This window comes from Nostoc sp. (genome assembly GCF_036918245.1).
Lineage (GTDB): Bacteria > Cyanobacteriota > Cyanobacteriia > Cyanobacteriales > Nostocaceae > Nostoc.
The window spans coordinates 37814-53764 of the sequence record NZ_JBALEF010000070.1; the positions used below are offsets into that span (position 1 = coordinate 37814).

14 protein-coding genes are annotated in these 15951 nt (G+C 39.9%); 7 read left to right on the plus strand and 7 right to left on the minus strand.

Annotated elements, in window-relative coordinates; all coding sequences use genetic code 11:
• Nucleotides 1-295 precede the first annotated feature (295 nt).
• Nucleotides 296-2005: an alpha/beta hydrolase gene (locus V7L12_RS18915; protein WP_335086510.1), complete on the plus strand. Its 1710-nt coding sequence runs from the start codon at nucleotides 296-298 to the stop codon at nucleotides 2003-2005.
• A gap of 111 nt (nucleotides 2006-2116) precedes the next feature.
• Here V7L12_RS18915 and V7L12_RS18920 read toward each other — a convergent pair whose 3' ends face one another.
• Both V7L12_RS18920 and V7L12_RS18925 read right to left on the minus strand, forming a co-directional pair.
• Nucleotides 2117-2560 carry a type II toxin-antitoxin system PemK/MazF family toxin gene (locus tag V7L12_RS18920; RefSeq protein WP_335086512.1) on the minus strand — a complete coding sequence of 148 codons (444 nt, stop codon included), beginning with the start codon at nucleotides 2558-2560 and terminating at the stop codon, nucleotides 2117-2119.
• Nucleotides 2554-2796, minus strand: a complete 243-nt coding sequence (locus V7L12_RS18925) for an AbrB/MazE/SpoVT family DNA-binding domain-containing protein (RefSeq protein WP_094342324.1) — start codon at nucleotides 2794-2796, stop codon at nucleotides 2554-2556. The genes V7L12_RS18920 and V7L12_RS18925 overlap by 7 nt, the downstream gene beginning before the upstream one ends.
• A gap of 1118 nt (nucleotides 2797-3914) precedes the next feature.
• Between V7L12_RS18925 and V7L12_RS18930 the strand changes: the two genes are divergently transcribed.
• The 3 genes from V7L12_RS18930 to V7L12_RS18940 all read left to right on the plus strand — a co-directional run bounded on the left by V7L12_RS18930 (nucleotide 3915) and on the right by V7L12_RS18940 (nucleotide 8962).
• Nucleotides 3915-6326: an ATP-binding protein gene (locus V7L12_RS18930; protein ID WP_335086515.1), complete on the plus strand. Its 2412-nt coding sequence runs from the start codon at nucleotides 3915-3917 to the stop codon at nucleotides 6324-6326.
• Nucleotides 6327-6378: 52 nt separating this feature from the next.
• Nucleotides 6379-6852, plus strand: coding sequence for a response regulator (locus V7L12_RS18935; RefSeq protein ID WP_334820601.1), 474 nt, complete (start codon nucleotides 6379-6381; stop codon nucleotides 6850-6852).
• Nucleotides 6853-7159: 307 nt separating this feature from the next.
• Nucleotides 7160-8962 carry an ATP-binding protein gene (locus V7L12_RS18940; protein ID WP_335086517.1) on the plus strand — a complete coding sequence of 601 codons (1803 nt, stop codon included), beginning with the start codon at nucleotides 7160-7162 and terminating at the stop codon, nucleotides 8960-8962.
• Nucleotides 8963-8991: 29 nt separating this feature from the next.
• On the opposite strand, the gene V7L12_RS18945 is transcribed toward V7L12_RS18940, so the two are convergent.
• Entirely contained in the window at nucleotides 8992-9513 is a 522-nt protein-coding gene (locus V7L12_RS18945; RefSeq protein ID WP_335086519.1) for a hypothetical protein, read from the minus strand.
• A gap of 315 nt (nucleotides 9514-9828) precedes the next feature.
• Between V7L12_RS18945 and truB the strand changes: the two genes are divergently transcribed.
• On the plus strand, nucleotides 9829-10713 hold the full coding sequence (truB, locus tag V7L12_RS18950; protein WP_335086521.1) for a tRNA pseudouridine(55) synthase TruB: 885 nt from the start codon (nucleotides 9829-9831) through the stop codon (nucleotides 10711-10713).
• Between the two features lie 49 nt (nucleotides 10714-10762).
• On the opposite strand, the gene V7L12_RS18955 is transcribed toward truB, so the two are convergent.
• Nucleotides 10763-12283: an ABC transporter permease subunit gene (locus V7L12_RS18955; RefSeq protein WP_335086523.1), complete on the minus strand. Its 1521-nt coding sequence runs from the start codon at nucleotides 12281-12283 to the stop codon at nucleotides 10763-10765.
• A gap of 252 nt (nucleotides 12284-12535) precedes the next feature.
• Here V7L12_RS18955 and V7L12_RS18960 point away from each other — a divergent pair, with 252 nt between their 5' ends.
• Both V7L12_RS18960 and V7L12_RS18965 read left to right on the plus strand, forming a co-directional pair.
• Nucleotides 12536-13276 carry a class I SAM-dependent methyltransferase gene (locus tag V7L12_RS18960; protein WP_335086525.1) on the plus strand — a complete coding sequence of 247 codons (741 nt, stop codon included), beginning with the start codon at nucleotides 12536-12538 and terminating at the stop codon, nucleotides 13274-13276.
• Complete coding sequence (locus V7L12_RS18965; protein WP_334820589.1) at nucleotides 13273-13416, plus strand: hypothetical protein; 144 nt, start codon at nucleotides 13273-13275, stop codon at nucleotides 13414-13416. Before V7L12_RS18960 ends, V7L12_RS18965 begins: the two co-directional genes overlap by 4 nt.
• Nucleotides 13417-13419: 3 nt before the next feature.
• Here V7L12_RS18965 and V7L12_RS18970 read toward each other — a convergent pair whose 3' ends face one another.
• From V7L12_RS18970 to V7L12_RS18980, 3 genes are all read right to left on the minus strand, one after another.
• On the minus strand, nucleotides 13420-14199 hold the full coding sequence (locus V7L12_RS18970) for a hypothetical protein (protein ID WP_335086528.1): 780 nt from the start codon (nucleotides 14197-14199) through the stop codon (nucleotides 13420-13422).
• Nucleotides 14200-14428: 229 nt separating this feature from the next.
• On the minus strand, nucleotides 14429-15265 hold the full coding sequence (locus V7L12_RS18975) for a CheR family methyltransferase (RefSeq protein ID WP_334820610.1): 837 nt from the start codon (nucleotides 15263-15265) through the stop codon (nucleotides 14429-14431).
• A gap of 42 nt (nucleotides 15266-15307) precedes the next feature.
• A complete protein-coding gene (locus V7L12_RS18980; protein ID WP_334820585.1) occupies nucleotides 15308-15844 on the minus strand; it encodes a hypothetical protein in 537 nt (178 codons plus the stop codon).
• Nucleotides 15845-15951: the final 107 nt, after the last annotated feature.

A 15951-nucleotide genomic window follows, 5' to 3' on the forward strand; every position in this document is an offset into this window, starting at 1 on the left:
GAATTCAAAAATCAGAATTCAGGAGTCAGAATACATTACTAGGGAATTGGGAATCACTACTTTTTAAAACCACACAATTTAAGATTTAGTAGGAATTTAAAACCCATCATTACCCATCACTTTAAGCAAGCTACATTCGCAATTCATACATAATTCCTCCTGATTTATAACTCCTGACTCCTAAATTCTGTTTTGATAAAATTGAGGCTAATAACTTTAAGTAAACTAAGCAGGGCGCCCGAATAACTACCAAAGCCAACACCCGATAAAACTAGACTACTGAAATAGTTGAGCGATGAATAGTTTGTTTGGTAATTGGGCCAGCACTCTCAAAAAAAATTCTTTATTGCTGGTTCTTTCAATGGTGCTGCCAACATTTGGAATTAGTAATTCCGTCTTGGCAGCAGAGCGGATTTATGCATCTTATTCAGCTTTGGAGCTTTCCATTTCAGTCACAACTTTAGAGAACTACGCCAAAACAGGTGTAATTAACGAAGACTTAGCAGCCTATCAGCAATATCTGCCTCTAGAACAGCTTCAAGAATTGCGGCAAATTTTACTTAATCGTGTGAAAGTTAGTCCGGTAGTAGTTTCACAACTTCTTTACACACCGCAAGGAGAATTTTTACTGCATCGGTTGGCGCAAGTGATTAAAACTAGTCAACCAGAACCAGGATTAAGTACTTTGCGTTCGGCGCTAATTTTAGCCTCTGGTGAATCGGGAGGCTTGACACTTTTAAATGTGTTGCGGAAATATCCCACCAGCAGCATTCACCTTGATGTCGCCGAGACTTTGGAAATAGGTACACAATTAGAGGAACTTGTTAATCAAACCCATCAAGCGATCACAGCTGTTTCCCAAAAGTCTAAAATAGAAGCTGATAGCATTTCCCAACCAAATTTCTCGCAATTGCCCGATTTAAAGGTTCCGGGAAAATTTAAGTCGCAAAAATACACCCTGAAGTTTTTCGACTCAACCCGCAATCGACTTTTATTGACTGATGTTTACATTCCCAATGTCCAGAAGACTGCACCGGTAATCGTAATTTCTCACGGCTTGGGTTTAGACAGCAGTAACTTTCAATATTTAGCTACTCATCTAGCTTCTTACGGATTTGCCGTTGTCGTTCCCAATCATCCTGGTAGTGATGCTAAACAATTGCGTTCTCTGTTAAAAGGACGCGCCATTGAAGTCGCACAACCAAGTGAATTTCAAGACCGACCTTTGGATGTAACATATATACTGAATCAATTGCAAAAAGGCAATCAATCCGATTCACGATTTAAAGGTCGCCTAAATCTGCAACAAGTCGGAGTATTTGGTCAATCTTTGGGAGGCTACACAGCCTTGGCCCTAGCAGGCGCTAAAATTAACTTTCAGCAGTTAAAACAAGACTGTCAACCAGCAGCACTGCAAAATACCTGGAATATGTCTTTACTGCTTCAGTGTCGCGCTTTAGAATTGAGCATCAGCAAGTCTGGCAAAGATTATAACCTGCGGGATGAGAGAGTGAAAGCTGCGATCGCAGTTAATCCCATTACTAGTTCGATTTTTGGCAAAGCTGGTTTAAGTCAAATTAAAACTCCAGTGATGATTGTCAGCAGTAGTGATGATACAGTTGCACCAGCTTTATCCGAGCAAATTTTACCTTTCTCCTGGTTGGCAAATTCCCAAAAGTATCTCGTCATGCTTGTTGGTGGCACACACTTTTCCACCATTGGCAATGCAAACCCTGCAAATCAACAAGTAGCATTACCTGCCGATATGATCGGTGATGCTTCTCAAGCACGTCGTTACATGAATGTTTTAAGTTTACCTTTTTTCCAAACATACATTGCAGGCAGGCCGCAATACACACCCTACCTAAACGCCGCTTACACTCAAAGCATTTCTGGTAAGTCTCTTGGCTTGAGTCTCGTCAAGTCATTGAATACAACCGAATTAGCACAATTATTGGATATAAAAGGAGCCAAACTCGTAAAAAAAAAGTTCCCAACACCATAGTCAGCTTCGGATTTTGGATGTTGGATATTGGTGTTGCATTGCTGCATGTAATGATTTTTATTTGATTTTTACAGACGTAATTAATTACGTCTGTAAAATTTATTTGCGTGTTTATAAAATTAAAGGCTCAATTTTTGCTTGAACTTCTTCAATTAGCTCCTGTTCAACTTTCTCGACAAACAAAACCTTCCTAGCTTTCCAATCAAGCGATTTGATCTGAGAGGCTAGCACCACGCCACTGGTTATCATTCCATCAGGAAGCAGAACCTCAAAATTAAGACCTTTTTTTTGATTAGTAATTGGACAAATTAGAACTATAGAAGCCATTCGATTGTATTTTAATGGCGACATAACTAAAAAAGGACGGTAGCCCATCTGCTCACACCCTTGAGGTTTTAGTTCAGCATTAAGCGTTTCAGCGATATCTTCAAATGACATTCCTGATGTTCTCAGGGCTAATACACGTCGAATCGAATCAGCCGTAATTTGCTTTGTAGTTCCGCAGTCCAACTTGACAATATCACCTCTATCTGGAATGTATGGTTTAACTACCAAACTTCATTCCCCACAGCAGATCCAGTATCTATTTCAGAATGGAAATTATCTGGAGTCATACCTTCCAACAATTCATCAAGCGTATATTTTTTTCGCTGCTGCGGCGTGATTACAATACTATTGCCTGAAATGCTGAAAGTTATGTCTGTCCCCTCTTTGACATTAACTTGTTCAGCCAAAGCTTTCGGAAGTCGAATAGCTAGGCTGTTTCCCCACTTAGCAACAACTGTAGTCATAACTACCTCAAAATAAATGCTTTATTAGAGAATTTCACACCCAAACATAAAACTTTCGGAGCTTGACGCACCTATTTTGGACTATTTTACGTATCTACTTTGAATATACCATAAGCTGTAAGTGACTTACAAAAAAGCCACAAACAAGCATCTATAAGTACATTCCCAAGATGGTGTGGTAATTACTGATATAAATTTAGGTTAGAATTTTATTTGATTATTGTATTCATCTAATATTCTAGTTGTAGTTGTAGTTGTTAGCGCCAATTTAAATTTAGTCCCTATAATTAAATATATTTCTGAAGATATAGTAAGTCAAATTTTAATAGAAAATACTAATAAACAATCTTTTTACACAAAATTCATCATTGATACTTTTAAGGTTTTACAAATTATTGCTAATGCTTTTAATAAAGTTTATTAAAATTATAAAGCTTACCAAATTGAAATATGTATAAATAGAATTATTATCTTTACAGCAGAAATCAATCAAACAAAACATATCAATTTGAAACTGGCTACAATGCTTATAGCTTACGAATATCTCTTGTTAAAATACTTGATATCTAAAGGTTTAGCAAGGGATAAAATTGGAGAAAATATTCAAAAAAAGTTAAATCAAGTAAATTGTTATCTAGGATTTATTCCAAGTGAGATGACGAAAGATACTTTATGAGAATCCATTCGTAATCCACTATTTCATCAAGGAGATCTCCCTGATTTTGATATTTACGATAAAATAGATATTTTTAATAAATACTACGATTGATTGATGAGAATTATACTAAAAGTTCTCGGTTATACAGGAAAATATGTATCTCTATTAACTCATGAACCTACAGATACTTAAAATACCGCTATTACTTCTCAAAATGTTTTTTTTACAGCCAGTCTCTTAAGTAAAAGTTAGATATAAGGCTACTTCAGATTTTCGGTGCGTTATGGAAGCCGTAATACACCCTACACCATCTTCTCATTATTTGCACTTACCTTATTTACTGTAAAAACCGTAACAAGCACAGATATATGCGATCGCATTCATACTTTCGACATATACTTTAAAGAAATATGACATTTAATTACGCTATTGTAAAAATCAGCTTTACATAAGTTCAGTTATGAGCCAGCCTGAATATACTACAGCCCAAGTTACTGCCCTGACTAACCACGATCGCAAACCTATTCACATACCTGGCTCTATTCAACCTCATGGCGTTCTAATAGCACTCAGTACTCAGCTAGAGATACTGCAAGTTAGCAACAATACCCAAGTGTATTTGGGCAAAGCTCCAGAAAATTTGCTCGGTCAACCTTTGAGCTATTTACTTGACCCTCAGCAAGTGGAAATTGTCAAGCAGTGCTTAGTAAAAAAGATTGGTAGTGCTAATGCTTTTAAAGTATTAATACATACTTTATATGGGGAAATATATTTTGATGCTATTGCTCATCGTACAGAAGAAGCTGTGATTCTGGAGTTAGAACCAACTGACTCGGAATCTGAGGTGAGTTTCTTAAACTTCCATAGTTTGGCGAGTGAAGCGATCGCTAAAATGCAAAGCACATCCAATCTGGAAGAATTTTTGCATTTGATCGCTGAAGAAATCCAAAAAATCATCGGTTTCGACCGGGTGATGGTCTATCAATTTGACGAGTCAGAAGCGGGTTCTGTTGTTGCAGAAGTTAAACGGGAAGATTTATCACCTTATTTAGGACTCCACTATCCCGCTACAGATATTCCGGCGCAGGCTAGGGAGTTATACACGCGCTGCTTTCTGCGATTTCTCCCCGATTTGACTGCCGAACCTGTCAAACTAGTTCCAACAGAAAATCCAACAACACATCAGCATCTTGACTTAAGCTACTGTCTGCTACGGAGTTTTGATTGGTGTTGTACTGAATATCATCAAAATATGGGAGTAAAGGCTCTTTTGGTGATTTCACTTATTCAAGAGCAGAAACTTTGGGGATTAATATCCTGTCACCATCAAACACCAAAGTATATTTCTTACGAAGTCCGCAAGATGTGCGAATTTTTGGGACAGATTGCGTCTTCAGAGTTAGCACACAAAATTAGTCACTCAGAATGGGATTATAAAGTAAAACTCAAATCGCTACAGTCTGAGTTTCTAGAATCTATTTCCCAAGCAGACAATTTTATCGATGCCCTAATCAAACCGGAAATTCGCTTGTTGGATCTTGTTAGTGCTTCAGGAGCGGCGGTTTGTCTGGATAATGAAATTACCCTTGTAGGGACAACACCGAATATTGATGAAGTTCGGGCGCTCATTGAATGGGCGGATACCCAAGTTAGTGATAACCTATTTTCTACTGATTCTCTGCCAAAGCTTTACCAAGAGGCGCTGGTATTTAAAGATACTGCTAGTGGCTTGTTGCTACTGCGGATTTCTAAAGTCCGGCGCTATTACATCCTTTGGTTTCGCCCCGAAGTTATCCAAACGGTACACTGGGCAGGAAATCCACAAAAATCCATGCAAGCACAGGCAGATGGTAGCCTTACCCTGTCTGTACGAAAATCCTTTGAACAATGGCAAGAAACTGTTAGATTAACTTCTCTACCTTGGAAACCTTGTGAACTTGACAGTGCGATCGCTTTGAATAATGCGATCGTTGGTATTGTACTCTCGAAGGCGGATGAATTAGCTAAAATCAACCTGGAGTTAGAGCGCAGCAACCAAGAACTAGCATCCTTTGCCTACGCCGCTTCCCATGACCTCAAGGAACCTTTGCGGGGCATTTATAACTTCTCAACAGTGCTGCTAGAAGACTATGCCCAAGTATTAGATGATGAGGGAATTGAGTGTTTGCAAACAGTAGTGACCTTGTCTGTACGCATGGAAACTCTGATTAATGCTCTGCTGCGGTTATCGCAGTTAGGACAAGCACAACTGCGCTTGCAAGCAACTGACCTCAACGAATTACTCAACCAGGTAATTGACGTTTTTCGTGCTAGTCGCCAAGACTCTGGGCTTGTGGATATTCGCATTCCTCGGCCTTTACCAACAGTTTTATGCGACCAAGTTCTCGTTAATGAAGTCTTCAGTAATCTGCTTGGCAATGCGTTCAAATACAACGATAAGGCAGAGCAATGGGTTGAGATTGGCTACTTAGATCAGGGACTGGGGACTAGGGACTGGGGACTAAGGAAGAGTTTTCTTAACCCAATCCCCATTACCCCTTATCCCCAGAGGGGACCCCACCTTCCCCATTACCCCTTATCCCCAGAGGGGACCCCACCTTCCCCAATCACCAATCCCCATTACCCCTTATCCCCAGAGGGGACCCCACCTTCCCCAATCTTTTATATCCGTGATAACGGTATTGGAATTCCAGAGCATCACCTAAAAATCATCTTTAGATTATTTAAGCGGCTCCACTCTCAGGAAAAATACGGTGGAGGAGCAGGTGCGGGACTAGCTATTGTTAAGAAGATTGTTGAGCTTCATAACGGTCAAATTTGGGTTGAATCTAACGTAGGCATTGGCTCGATGTTCTATTTTACGCTGCAATAGTTTAAGATAATGACTAAATATATATTTTTGTTAAGTTCTTTTAAGACCACTAATGACAAAAAAACTTCATGAACCGCTGCTCGTTGTTGAAGACAGCAATGAAGATTTTCGGATCCTACAACGTCTGATGCAGCGTATGTCCGTCCAAAACCCCATACATCGTTGTACTAATGGAGATGAGGTTTTAGAGTTCCTTTATCAACAGGGAAACAATGCCTACGCTAAGAGCGAAGACCGACCCAATTCTAAAGTAGGATTACGACCCTCTGTAATCTTGCTCGATCTCAATTTGCCAGGTGTTGATGGCCGTGACATTTTAGATCGGCTCAAGCAAGACAAGAGTTTCAAGGGAATCCCCATCGTGGTTTTTACCACATCATCTAACCCCAAGGATATTGAATTGTGCTACCAAAAGGGTGCAAATGGATATCTGGTCAAACCGATGGATGCTCAGGAACTAAAAAAGACGATCCAGGCATTCGTGGACTACTGGCTTGAAGCCAATACACCGCCAGTCTTCGATTAATTTGTTTATTTATTATTCTATTGATGAAGCAGTAGGGACAAAAGGACAACAAGAAAGACGGCTCAGAGGGCACAGCCATATTTTCCTCTTTGAGTCGCTGTGTCTACTTGTCTGTTGTAGATGAGTTTTCTGATCGTTCTGCTTTTCCGACTGTGTTCGACTGCTTGTATTGCTTTAAAATCACTAAAGAATTTAGATTTTATTTATTTATTTATTTATACTACTTTTATATTAGTTTTAGAATTATGCAATAAAAACACAATCTGGATAAAAGGGATCTACATCGCTCACTGATCCTCATAACCTTATGTTGGACACATGGACGCTACTTATCATCGATGATTGTGCCGCAGATCGGAAAATCTATCGTCGATATCTTTTGAAAGATCCGCACCAGTCCTACAAGATTTTGGAGGCAGACTGTGCAGAAGAAGGACTTGCTTTGTGCCAAAAAGAACGCTGCGATGTCATACTGCTGGATTTTTGCCTACCTGATATGAGTGGGTTAGAACTTTTCGATCGCATACAGCAGGAGATATTTAAGACTTCTGTCCCCGTGATTATGTTGACAGGGCGGGGCGATGAAGAAATTGCTGTGCAAGTAATGAAACGGGGTGCTTTAGATTATTTAGTCAAGCAACATTTGACACAGGATGTGCTGCAACTAGCAGTCCGCAATGCCATCAAGCAATCGTGCTTACAAGCCCAACTGATCAAAACTCAAGAGCGACAACGCCTAATTGCTACGACTGCTTTACGAATTCGCCAGTCTCTTAATCTAGAGCAAATTTTGAATACGGCTGTAGCCGAGGTACAGCAACTTCTGAAGTGCGAACGCGTGATAGTGTATAAGTTTGCCCCAGATACAGATGGTAAAATAGTTGCCTCATCAATTGAGCCATACCGGACTGTGGCATTGTGCGATCGCGTCGCGGCTGGGGACAGGGGACAGGGAACTGGGGACTGGGGACTGGGGACTGGAGACAAGGAGACTAGGAGACTAAGAGACATACTGATAACTAGGGAAGAATTTTCCCAATCCCCAATCTCCAATCCCCAATGCCCAATCCCCAATCCCCATTACCCCTTATCCCCCGAGGGGGCCCCACCTTCCCCAATACCTTATATCTATGAGCTTAGCTTGTGTAATTGTGTCAACCTAAAAGAGCAATTTAATACTAAGGCAAATCTGGTAGTTCCGATTAATTTGAGCAACAATGGGAACCCAACCCCCAAGCTTTGGGGTTTATTGATTGCTCATCATAATTCCGGGGAGCGACACTGGCAAACTGATGATGCAGAAATGCTCAATGAAGTATCAGTACAACTAGCAATTGCTATTCAACAGGCGGAATTGTTAGCCCAAACTCAAGCAGCCCTTGCCAAAGAAAAGCAACTCAATGTATTTAAATCCCAAATAATTACAACGGTTTCCCATGAGTATCGAACGCCGCTAACTTCAATTCTGGCTGCGGCATCAACTTTGGTAAAACATAGTCAGCAACTGGATGAGTCTAAACAACAGAGGTTCTTGGGAATCATTGAACAGAAAGCAAGGTATATGTCCAAACTCGTGGATAATATGCTTCTGGTTAATCAACTTGAATTGGAAAAACCCAAGTTTCAACCAATCTCAGTCAATTTACTGCAATTTTTTTCTGACCTTTTAGAACAAGAGCGAGAAACAGTAGGCGATCGCCACGAATTGATTTTTAAAATTACTGGTAATCATCATGGATTTTGGGGCGATCGCGGACTTTTGCAACAAATTTTTATTAACTTAATGTCCAATGCAATCAAGTACTCTCCAGATGGAGGTAGTATAGAATTCCACCTGATCGGCAAAGAATCAGAAGCAATTTTTTACATCCAAGATCGGGGAATTGGTATCCCGATGGCAGATCAAGAAAATTTGTTTCAATCCTTCAGTCGTGCAAGTAACGTTGACACAATTCCTGGTACAGGCTTAGGGCTAGCGATCGCTAAAGCTGGTGTCGAGTTACATAGTGGCAGTATTACCTTGTCAAGTGAAGTGGGGCAAGGAACTAAAGTTACAGTTAGCTTACCAAAGATATGCCCAACTGGTCAACTATCCCCATCATCCACTTGATTTAGATAATTTTAAAAAGCAGATTGTAATTATTGATCTTGAATTTCTATCTTGCTAATTAACCATTCTTTGATTGTTTTCCCGCAAGGCTCAGAACTTTGGCAATCACTGACGTTCTCTAGAGAATAATACATTTTTGCTTTTTTGTTGACGTATTTATCTGGTTCGCAAACCTCAAAGACTGCACCGACACCTTCATATACTTTGCCATTTTCATCGACAACAGTAACGTAGCATTTTAAGTCTCCATTTTGCATATCTTTGATAGTACCAGAAATTGGATTATTGTTTTTAATTTCCTTGGATTGATTGTTTTTAAGAGATGTTTTTTCAGTTGATGCTGAATTAATAGTTTTTTTGCTATTATCTAGTTTGACTTGATTTACAGAAATAGATTCAGAATTAACTTGGGTAGCTGTTGCAGTATTTGCTGGATTAACTTTATTCTGTTGATAAGCACTATTGCCTGAGTTACTACAACTCACAATCAATATAGAGAAAAAAAACAATGTAGTAGTGAAGATTGATTTTTTCATTTGATTTATGTTCATAAAAACTATTGCTAGTTCTTTTGCTAAAAGCGCTACAGGTAAAATATTTGATTTACAATAAAAACTTTCATGAAGTTTTCTATTATATTTCTTGATTATTACAGTTTTATGTCTTGGAAGTTATAAATGACATCGTGATATTTGCGGAAAATACTCGGCGTTATCTGCACTTTTTGGATATTATTCGGTAAAGTGCTTAGAGAATGTCTTGATACTGATAAAATAATGCTTAAATAAACTTTGATTGTTAAATATTAATGCTTTGAGCATTAAAGAAGTATTTAATAGAGTTTAGAAACTGTAAGTATTGATTTTGTGTTATTTCAAGGTTTTCTCAACTTAAACAAACCATTTGACTGGACTTCCCACGACTGCGTAGCGCGGGTGCGAAAATTGTTGCACCTCAAACGTGTAGGACATGCGGGAACCTTAGATCCAGCAGCAATAGGGGTCTTACCGATCGCACTTGGTAAAGCCACAAGATTATTGCAATATCTGCCAGAAAACAAAGCTTACAAAGCTACTATTCGTCTGGGTGTGCAGACTACAACCGATGATTTAGAAGGTGAAATTATTAGTTCTCAAGCTTGTGCTGGGTTGAGTTTGGCAAAGGTGAAAACTGCACTGGCACAATTTGAAGGCAAGATTGAGCAAATCCCACCAAATTATAGTGCAATTCAAGTGGATGGGAAACGTCTCTACGACTTAGCACGCCAAGGGAAAATAGTGGAAGTTCCAGTGCGGACAGTGGAAATTTTTCACATAGAAATTTTGGACTGGAGAGAAGGAGATTTTCCCGAATTGGATGTGGCGATCGCCTGTGGATCTGGTACATATATTAGAGCGATCGCTCGTGACTTAGGTACAATCTTAGAAACCGGTGGCACACTTGCGGCTTTGATCCGTACCCAAAGCAGTGGTTTCGATTTAACAGATAGTCTCACTTTCACCGACTTAGAAACTAAATTGCAAGGTGGGACATTTCAACCTGTTGCTCCTGATACAGCCTTACAACATTTGTTGTCTGTGACTTTACCAGCAACATCTGCTCAAAAATGGTGTCAAGGTCAGCGAGTTTCTCTAAATTCTGAGGTTACTGGGATAGTGCGAGTTTATCAAGAAGAGATTCGCTTTTTAGGTGTTGGACAATTACAAGATGAAGTGTTAATTCCTCAAATGGTTTTTGAACCGATTTCTTAAAACTTACCTCATTTTTCGACCCCTGAGTAGTCACAACCAAGATTCTCTATCACTTGCTCTTTTCCTTAATGGGATTGAGCGATCGCTCAAAGCGACTAAACGCTTGAGAAGAAAGCAGCGTCAGAAATAAATAAACCAACGCAACAGTGGCGTAAATCTCAAATGAACGATAGTTGTCAGCGACAATCAACTGTCCTTTGCGGAACAACTCTTCAAACCCGATGATAGCGACTAAGCTGGTGTCTTTGAGCAAGCTAATAAACTCATTGCCCAAAGGTGGTAGCATCTGCCGGAGGGCTTGAGGAAAGATGACATAGCGCATCGTTTGCACTGAGCTTAAACCCAGTGATTGAGAGGCTTCTCCTTGCCCAGGCTCAATTGATTGAATACCTGCCCGGACAACTTCAGCAATGTAAGCAGCGCTATTGAGACTCAATGCAATCACCGCTGCTGCTAAACGATTTAAAGTGAAGGTGAAACCAAAACTTTGGGCTAAAGCAGGCAACCCAAAGTAAATCATAAAAATCTGCACCAGCAACGGCGTTCCCCGGAAAAAATCTATATAAGCCCTAGCAATCCAGGGTAAAGGCGGAGTGGGGAAAAGGCGAACAATTCCAATCAGTGTACCGCCGATCATACCCAGCAAGACTGAGATTGCTGTGAGTTCAAGTGTTACTAAAGCCCCACTCAGCAAGGTGGGTAGCGACTTAAAAATAATGCTTAGTGAGGTAAATAGTTGAGATACGCCTTTTTCGGGAGTCTGGTTTTCGATGGGTGATTTTTCTGGTAGTTGTGGCGGTTGGATACCAAACCACTTTTGGTAGATTTTGGCGTAAATGCCATTTTTCAGCACCGTTTCTAAACCTTGGTTAATCGCTTGCAAGTTGGGCGATCCTTTAGGTGTAGGAATGCCATAAAATTCTTCTGTTAGCAGAGTGCTAACCACTTTGAGTCCCTGAAGGTTGCCGCTCTTTATGCCATATAAAATAACGACCTGATCATTAAGAACGGCATCGACATTACCATTGATTAATGCTTGAAGGGTTAAAGGTGAATCATTAAAAGTGCGAATTTCAGATCCGGGAATACTTTTAGCCTTTTGTGCGCCAGTTGTGCCAATTTGCACGCCAATGGTTTTGTTCTTAAGATTATCGAAATTGGTAATGTTTTGATTATCTGTGCGGGTGACGATCGCTAGCCCTGATTTGAAGTAAGGACGCGAGAAGGAAATTGTCTTGGCCCGTTCGGCAGTAATCGTCATTGCCGCAACTGCGGCATCTACAGTTTGCGCTTGCAATGCTGGAATCATACCAGCAAAAGGCATATTTTGATACTTAACTTTCAAGCCAGCAGATTGAGCGATCGCATTCATCAAATCAATGTCAAAGCCTTGCAACTCACCACTGGCAGATTGAAACTCGAAAGGCGCAAATGTAGGTTCTGTAGCAACCGTAAGTGTCTTAGCAGCTGTGGAACCATTTGTGATACAACCTGAAAGTAAAAGTAGACAGCTTAAGCCCAAGCCAAAAACTAGCTGACGTAACCAAAGGACAACAGTTAATCGAGTCATATTCTTTAGACTTCTCCAAAAATACCCAAGTTTAGACTATGACTGGCGATCCTTAATAAAAAATCCAGTTAAGCACAATTGTTGTAATAATAGTAAAATTTTGTAGAACAATGGACACTTTGTTGTGGTAAAGAGTTGTCTGTAGACGCTTATGTGGATGGGTTTGCAACTGATGCTGGCAACTTCAGTAAATCCTTTTCAAAAGTATCATCCCACACATATTGAAAATTCACTTTATAAATCAGATTCAAAATGGTTGCAAATACATTTCATGGTAACAGCGTGTTCGAGGAAGATTATCTTTATTTTTATGAAACGTTGTTGACACCAGAACGTACTCAACACGAAGTTGCTCTCATTTGCCGATTGCTAGATTTACAAGCAGGGATGAGTATTTTAGACTTAGCTTGTGGGCATGGACGGATTGCTAATCAGCTAGCATCTCGTGGTTATCATGTGACTGGACTTGATGCAACAGCTTTCTTCTTAGAAAAAGCCTGTCAAGATGCGGCTAGTAACGGCGTTAAGGTAGAGTACCTTCAAGGCGATATGCGTTCCCTACCCTTTAGCGATCGCTTCAACTGCATCATCAACTGCTTCACAGCCTTCGGTTACTTCGATGACAATGAAAATAGATCGGTCTTAACCCAAGCGTATCGTGCTCTAAAAGCAGGTGGGAAATTGCTAATTGATATTCAAAATTTTAGCCGCGTCTTGCAAGAATTTACGCCTGAATTGATTACTGAGCGTGAGGGGAATTATATGCTTGCACGCAGCCGCTACGATGCGCTTACCAATCGTACCTATACCGAGCGGATTATCATTCGTGATGGACAAGTGCGGCGCGGTCAATACTTTGTTCGCAATTTTACCTTTCCTGAAATCCGTGATTGGCTCCTGCAAACAGGCTTCAGCGAAGTAGAGGGCTATGGTTACGATGGTGAATCGTTTGCGCTTGATAGTCGCCGAATGATTGTGGTAGCAAGTAAATGAAGAGTCATGTTAGCGGAGCGGGGCGTTTAGCTCGTGCTGAGTTAGCAGTGTTGCCAAATACTAGATGCAATCGTTATCACCCGCCTTATATCCCGCCACTGATTCAAAGTACCAAATTCAGTGGGGGACTTATGGCGTAATAGTTAAACCAAATAACTCGTATTGGGTACGATCGCAAAGAAGGCATACTCATACCAAGCAGTCCAGATGAAACTGCGAATCCATCGCTGACGCTTGTCGGGACTCAATTCATATTCAAACGCCCCACGAGATACATCAATGGAAGATAAGTGAGAGTTGCAACCGCAGCCATGCTGATAAGTAAAACCATATTTAGAAGCAATACTTTGCACCTTCATTTGGATAGCAAATACCTTACCTGCATGGAGTATGGCATCCCAAGCACGTTTATGCTCTATATCGCGTTGATCAAATCGCAAGGCACGTTCTTCAAAAACATGATCGCGGTAAATTGGTGCTAAATGCACGTGATAAAAGCTAGCAGGTAGTTCATAACCAAATTCATTGAACAAATCTATGCCAATACGAGCCACTTTTACTTCATTCGCGTAATCGATTCCTTTTGACTCTACATCACGGAGAATTTCTGCAAAGTTCGGATAGCTGTGTTTGAGAAAGTCTTGTCCAAAAAACTCTAAAGTTTCCCATGCCAGTTGTGCAAATAGCTGGGAAAATGATGCTATCAAGTGAGCTAGTTGGGGGCGATCGCTAAATAAATCAACATCACCACGTTGTAATTTATACAAAAATAACTGTGCCATCTCAACATAGCTTTGGGGCTGGGAAAGTCCGACACTCGTCGTTCCTCTAGCAATGTCTTGCCATATAGAAGGTAGTTGAGAAACATGAACCGCATTTTCTCCAGCAATGACTGCAATAGGAGGACATTCGAGAAGTTGCATCGACAATCTCCTTTAAGGCTTTAATGTGTAATTTACCTTAAGCGATCGCTAAATCTATCTTCTGAACACAATAAAAAATGTTTGACAGACTGTCTTTTGACAGGGATCTCTACGATGGGCTATGCCTACGCAATTTTATTCATAATTTTTAGAGCATTGGGCATTAGTTATTTTAGGATAATTCATACTTCATAATTCATAATTCAATTACCCACTCAAAGCATTCTCTTCACCCACCAGCTATTTTCCGATATATTTTCTCACCCTTGATTAACTCTTCATAGTACTGCTCATAAGAGGTGAACCTGATAGATTCTTGTTTTCCTAAACCTAAGATACCAAAGGTGCAAAGGCTATTGTAAAACAGTTCGTGTACCCGTTTTTGAAGTACCTGATTAAAATAGATAAGGACATTACGACAAAGAATAACATTAAACTCATTAAAAGAACTATCAGTGGCTAAATTATGCTGGGCAAAAACAACATTTTCTCTTAGAGACGAGCGAAAAATAGCATTGTCATAAGCTGCTGTATAATATTCTGAGAAAGATTTCTTGCCGCCTGCTTTCAGATAAAGGTGAGTATATTCCTGCATGATTTTCAGCGAGTAAATCCCACTTTTGGCAGTTTGCAATACCTTCTCATTCGTATCAGTGGCATATATGCGACAACGGTGATAAAGTCCTTCTTCTTGCAGTAAAATTGCCATTGAATAGACTTCTTCACCAGTTGAACATCCAGCGTGCCAGATCCGAATAAACGGATAGGTTTGTAAGAAGGGAATAACCTGATTTCTGAAGGTGTTATAAAAGCTGGGATCGCGAAACATTGATGTTACGTTCACCGTCAGAGCAAGCAAAAATCTTTCTAGATAGGGGCGGTTGTGGAGTAACCGCTCTTGCAATGCAGAAATATTTGCTACCCCTTCTAATTGCATGAAGCTCTGAATGCGGCGCTTGAGCGAGGAAAGAGCATAATTACGAAAGTCATAACCATAATACTGATACACACCTTCCAAGAGCAGGTGTATTTCTATGTCCTCCAATATCGGTTTGGGCAGAGGCATAATATTCATAATTCATCATTGATCATTCATCATTCATAGGTTTCAGTTTAACCAAGTGGCTCTTACTACTAAAACAGCGATCGCAATTATTGAAATTCCAGCTAGCCATTTAACTTGATAGCGCAGATTTTTAATCTCTTGGCTCAGATTTTCTGTCTCTGGTATGGAATATGGTTCCAGTTTTACAACTTCAATAGGTACTTGTTCGGGTGTCTTTTGGAGCTTTTTAAAAGATACTTGCGTGTGTAGCCAATTAGTAATCAGTTGGGGACAGTTCTTTTTAAACCAATTTAAAGCTAAGGTTCTAAAAACTGGTTTGGACATTCGGGCAATTAATTTCATCACCCTATTTAAGGGTTTCAAGCGAAGCTTTTGATTGATCAGATTGACTGAACCAACATCATAAAGACAATCCAGAATGAGTTTCACAGTGGCTTCTTCACTGTTAATCAAGTTTTGCAGTAAAAGCAGAACATCATGCATACGCTCTGCTTCCATATACTTTTCTGCCAAGTTTTCTGGAGGATTTACAGAAGGATTTAGAGTTGGATTTAGGGTGTTTTTTCTTACTATTGTCATATTGGTAACATAGCAGCCAGCATAATATTATTATACCTATCTACCGAGAGAAAGATTTTTTATCTAGAGAGAGAACCTAAAAGCTAAAATTTATTCGTGAGATACAT

Coding starts and splice junctions, on each gene's coding strand:
- V7L12_RS18915 (WP_335086510.1), top strand. CDS start 296: ATGAATAGTTTGTTTGGTAATTGGGCCAGCACTCTCAAAAAAAATTCT.
- V7L12_RS18925 (WP_094342324.1), bottom strand. CDS start 2,796: ATGACTACAGTTGTTGCTAAGTGGGGAAACAGCCTAGCTATTCGACTT.
- V7L12_RS18930 (WP_335086515.1), top strand. CDS start 3,915: ATGAGCCAGCCTGAATATACTACAGCCCAAGTTACTGCCCTGACTAAC.
- V7L12_RS18935 (WP_334820601.1), top strand. CDS start 6,379: ATGACAAAAAAACTTCATGAACCGCTGCTCGTTGTTGAAGACAGCAAT.
- V7L12_RS18940 (WP_335086517.1), top strand. CDS start 7,160: ATGTTGGACACATGGACGCTACTTATCATCGATGATTGTGCCGCAGAT.
- V7L12_RS18945 (WP_335086519.1), bottom strand. CDS start 9,513: ATGAACATAAATCAAATGAAAAAATCAATCTTCACTACTACATTGTTT.
- V7L12_RS18955 (WP_335086523.1), bottom strand. CDS start 12,283: ATGACTCGATTAACTGTTGTCCTTTGGTTACGTCAGCTAGTTTTTGGC.
- V7L12_RS18960 (WP_335086525.1), top strand. CDS start 12,536: ATGGTTGCAAATACATTTCATGGTAACAGCGTGTTCGAGGAAGATTAT.
- V7L12_RS18965 (WP_334820589.1), top strand. CDS start 13,273: ATGAAGAGTCATGTTAGCGGAGCGGGGCGTTTAGCTCGTGCTGAGTTA.
- V7L12_RS18970 (WP_335086528.1), bottom strand. CDS start 14,199: ATGCAACTTCTCGAATGTCCTCCTATTGCAGTCATTGCTGGAGAAAAT.
- V7L12_RS18975 (WP_334820610.1), bottom strand. CDS start 15,265: ATGCCTCTGCCCAAACCGATATTGGAGGACATAGAAATACACCTGCTC.
- V7L12_RS18980 (WP_334820585.1), bottom strand. CDS start 15,844: ATGACAATAGTAAGAAAAAACACCCTAAATCCAACTCTAAATCCTTCT.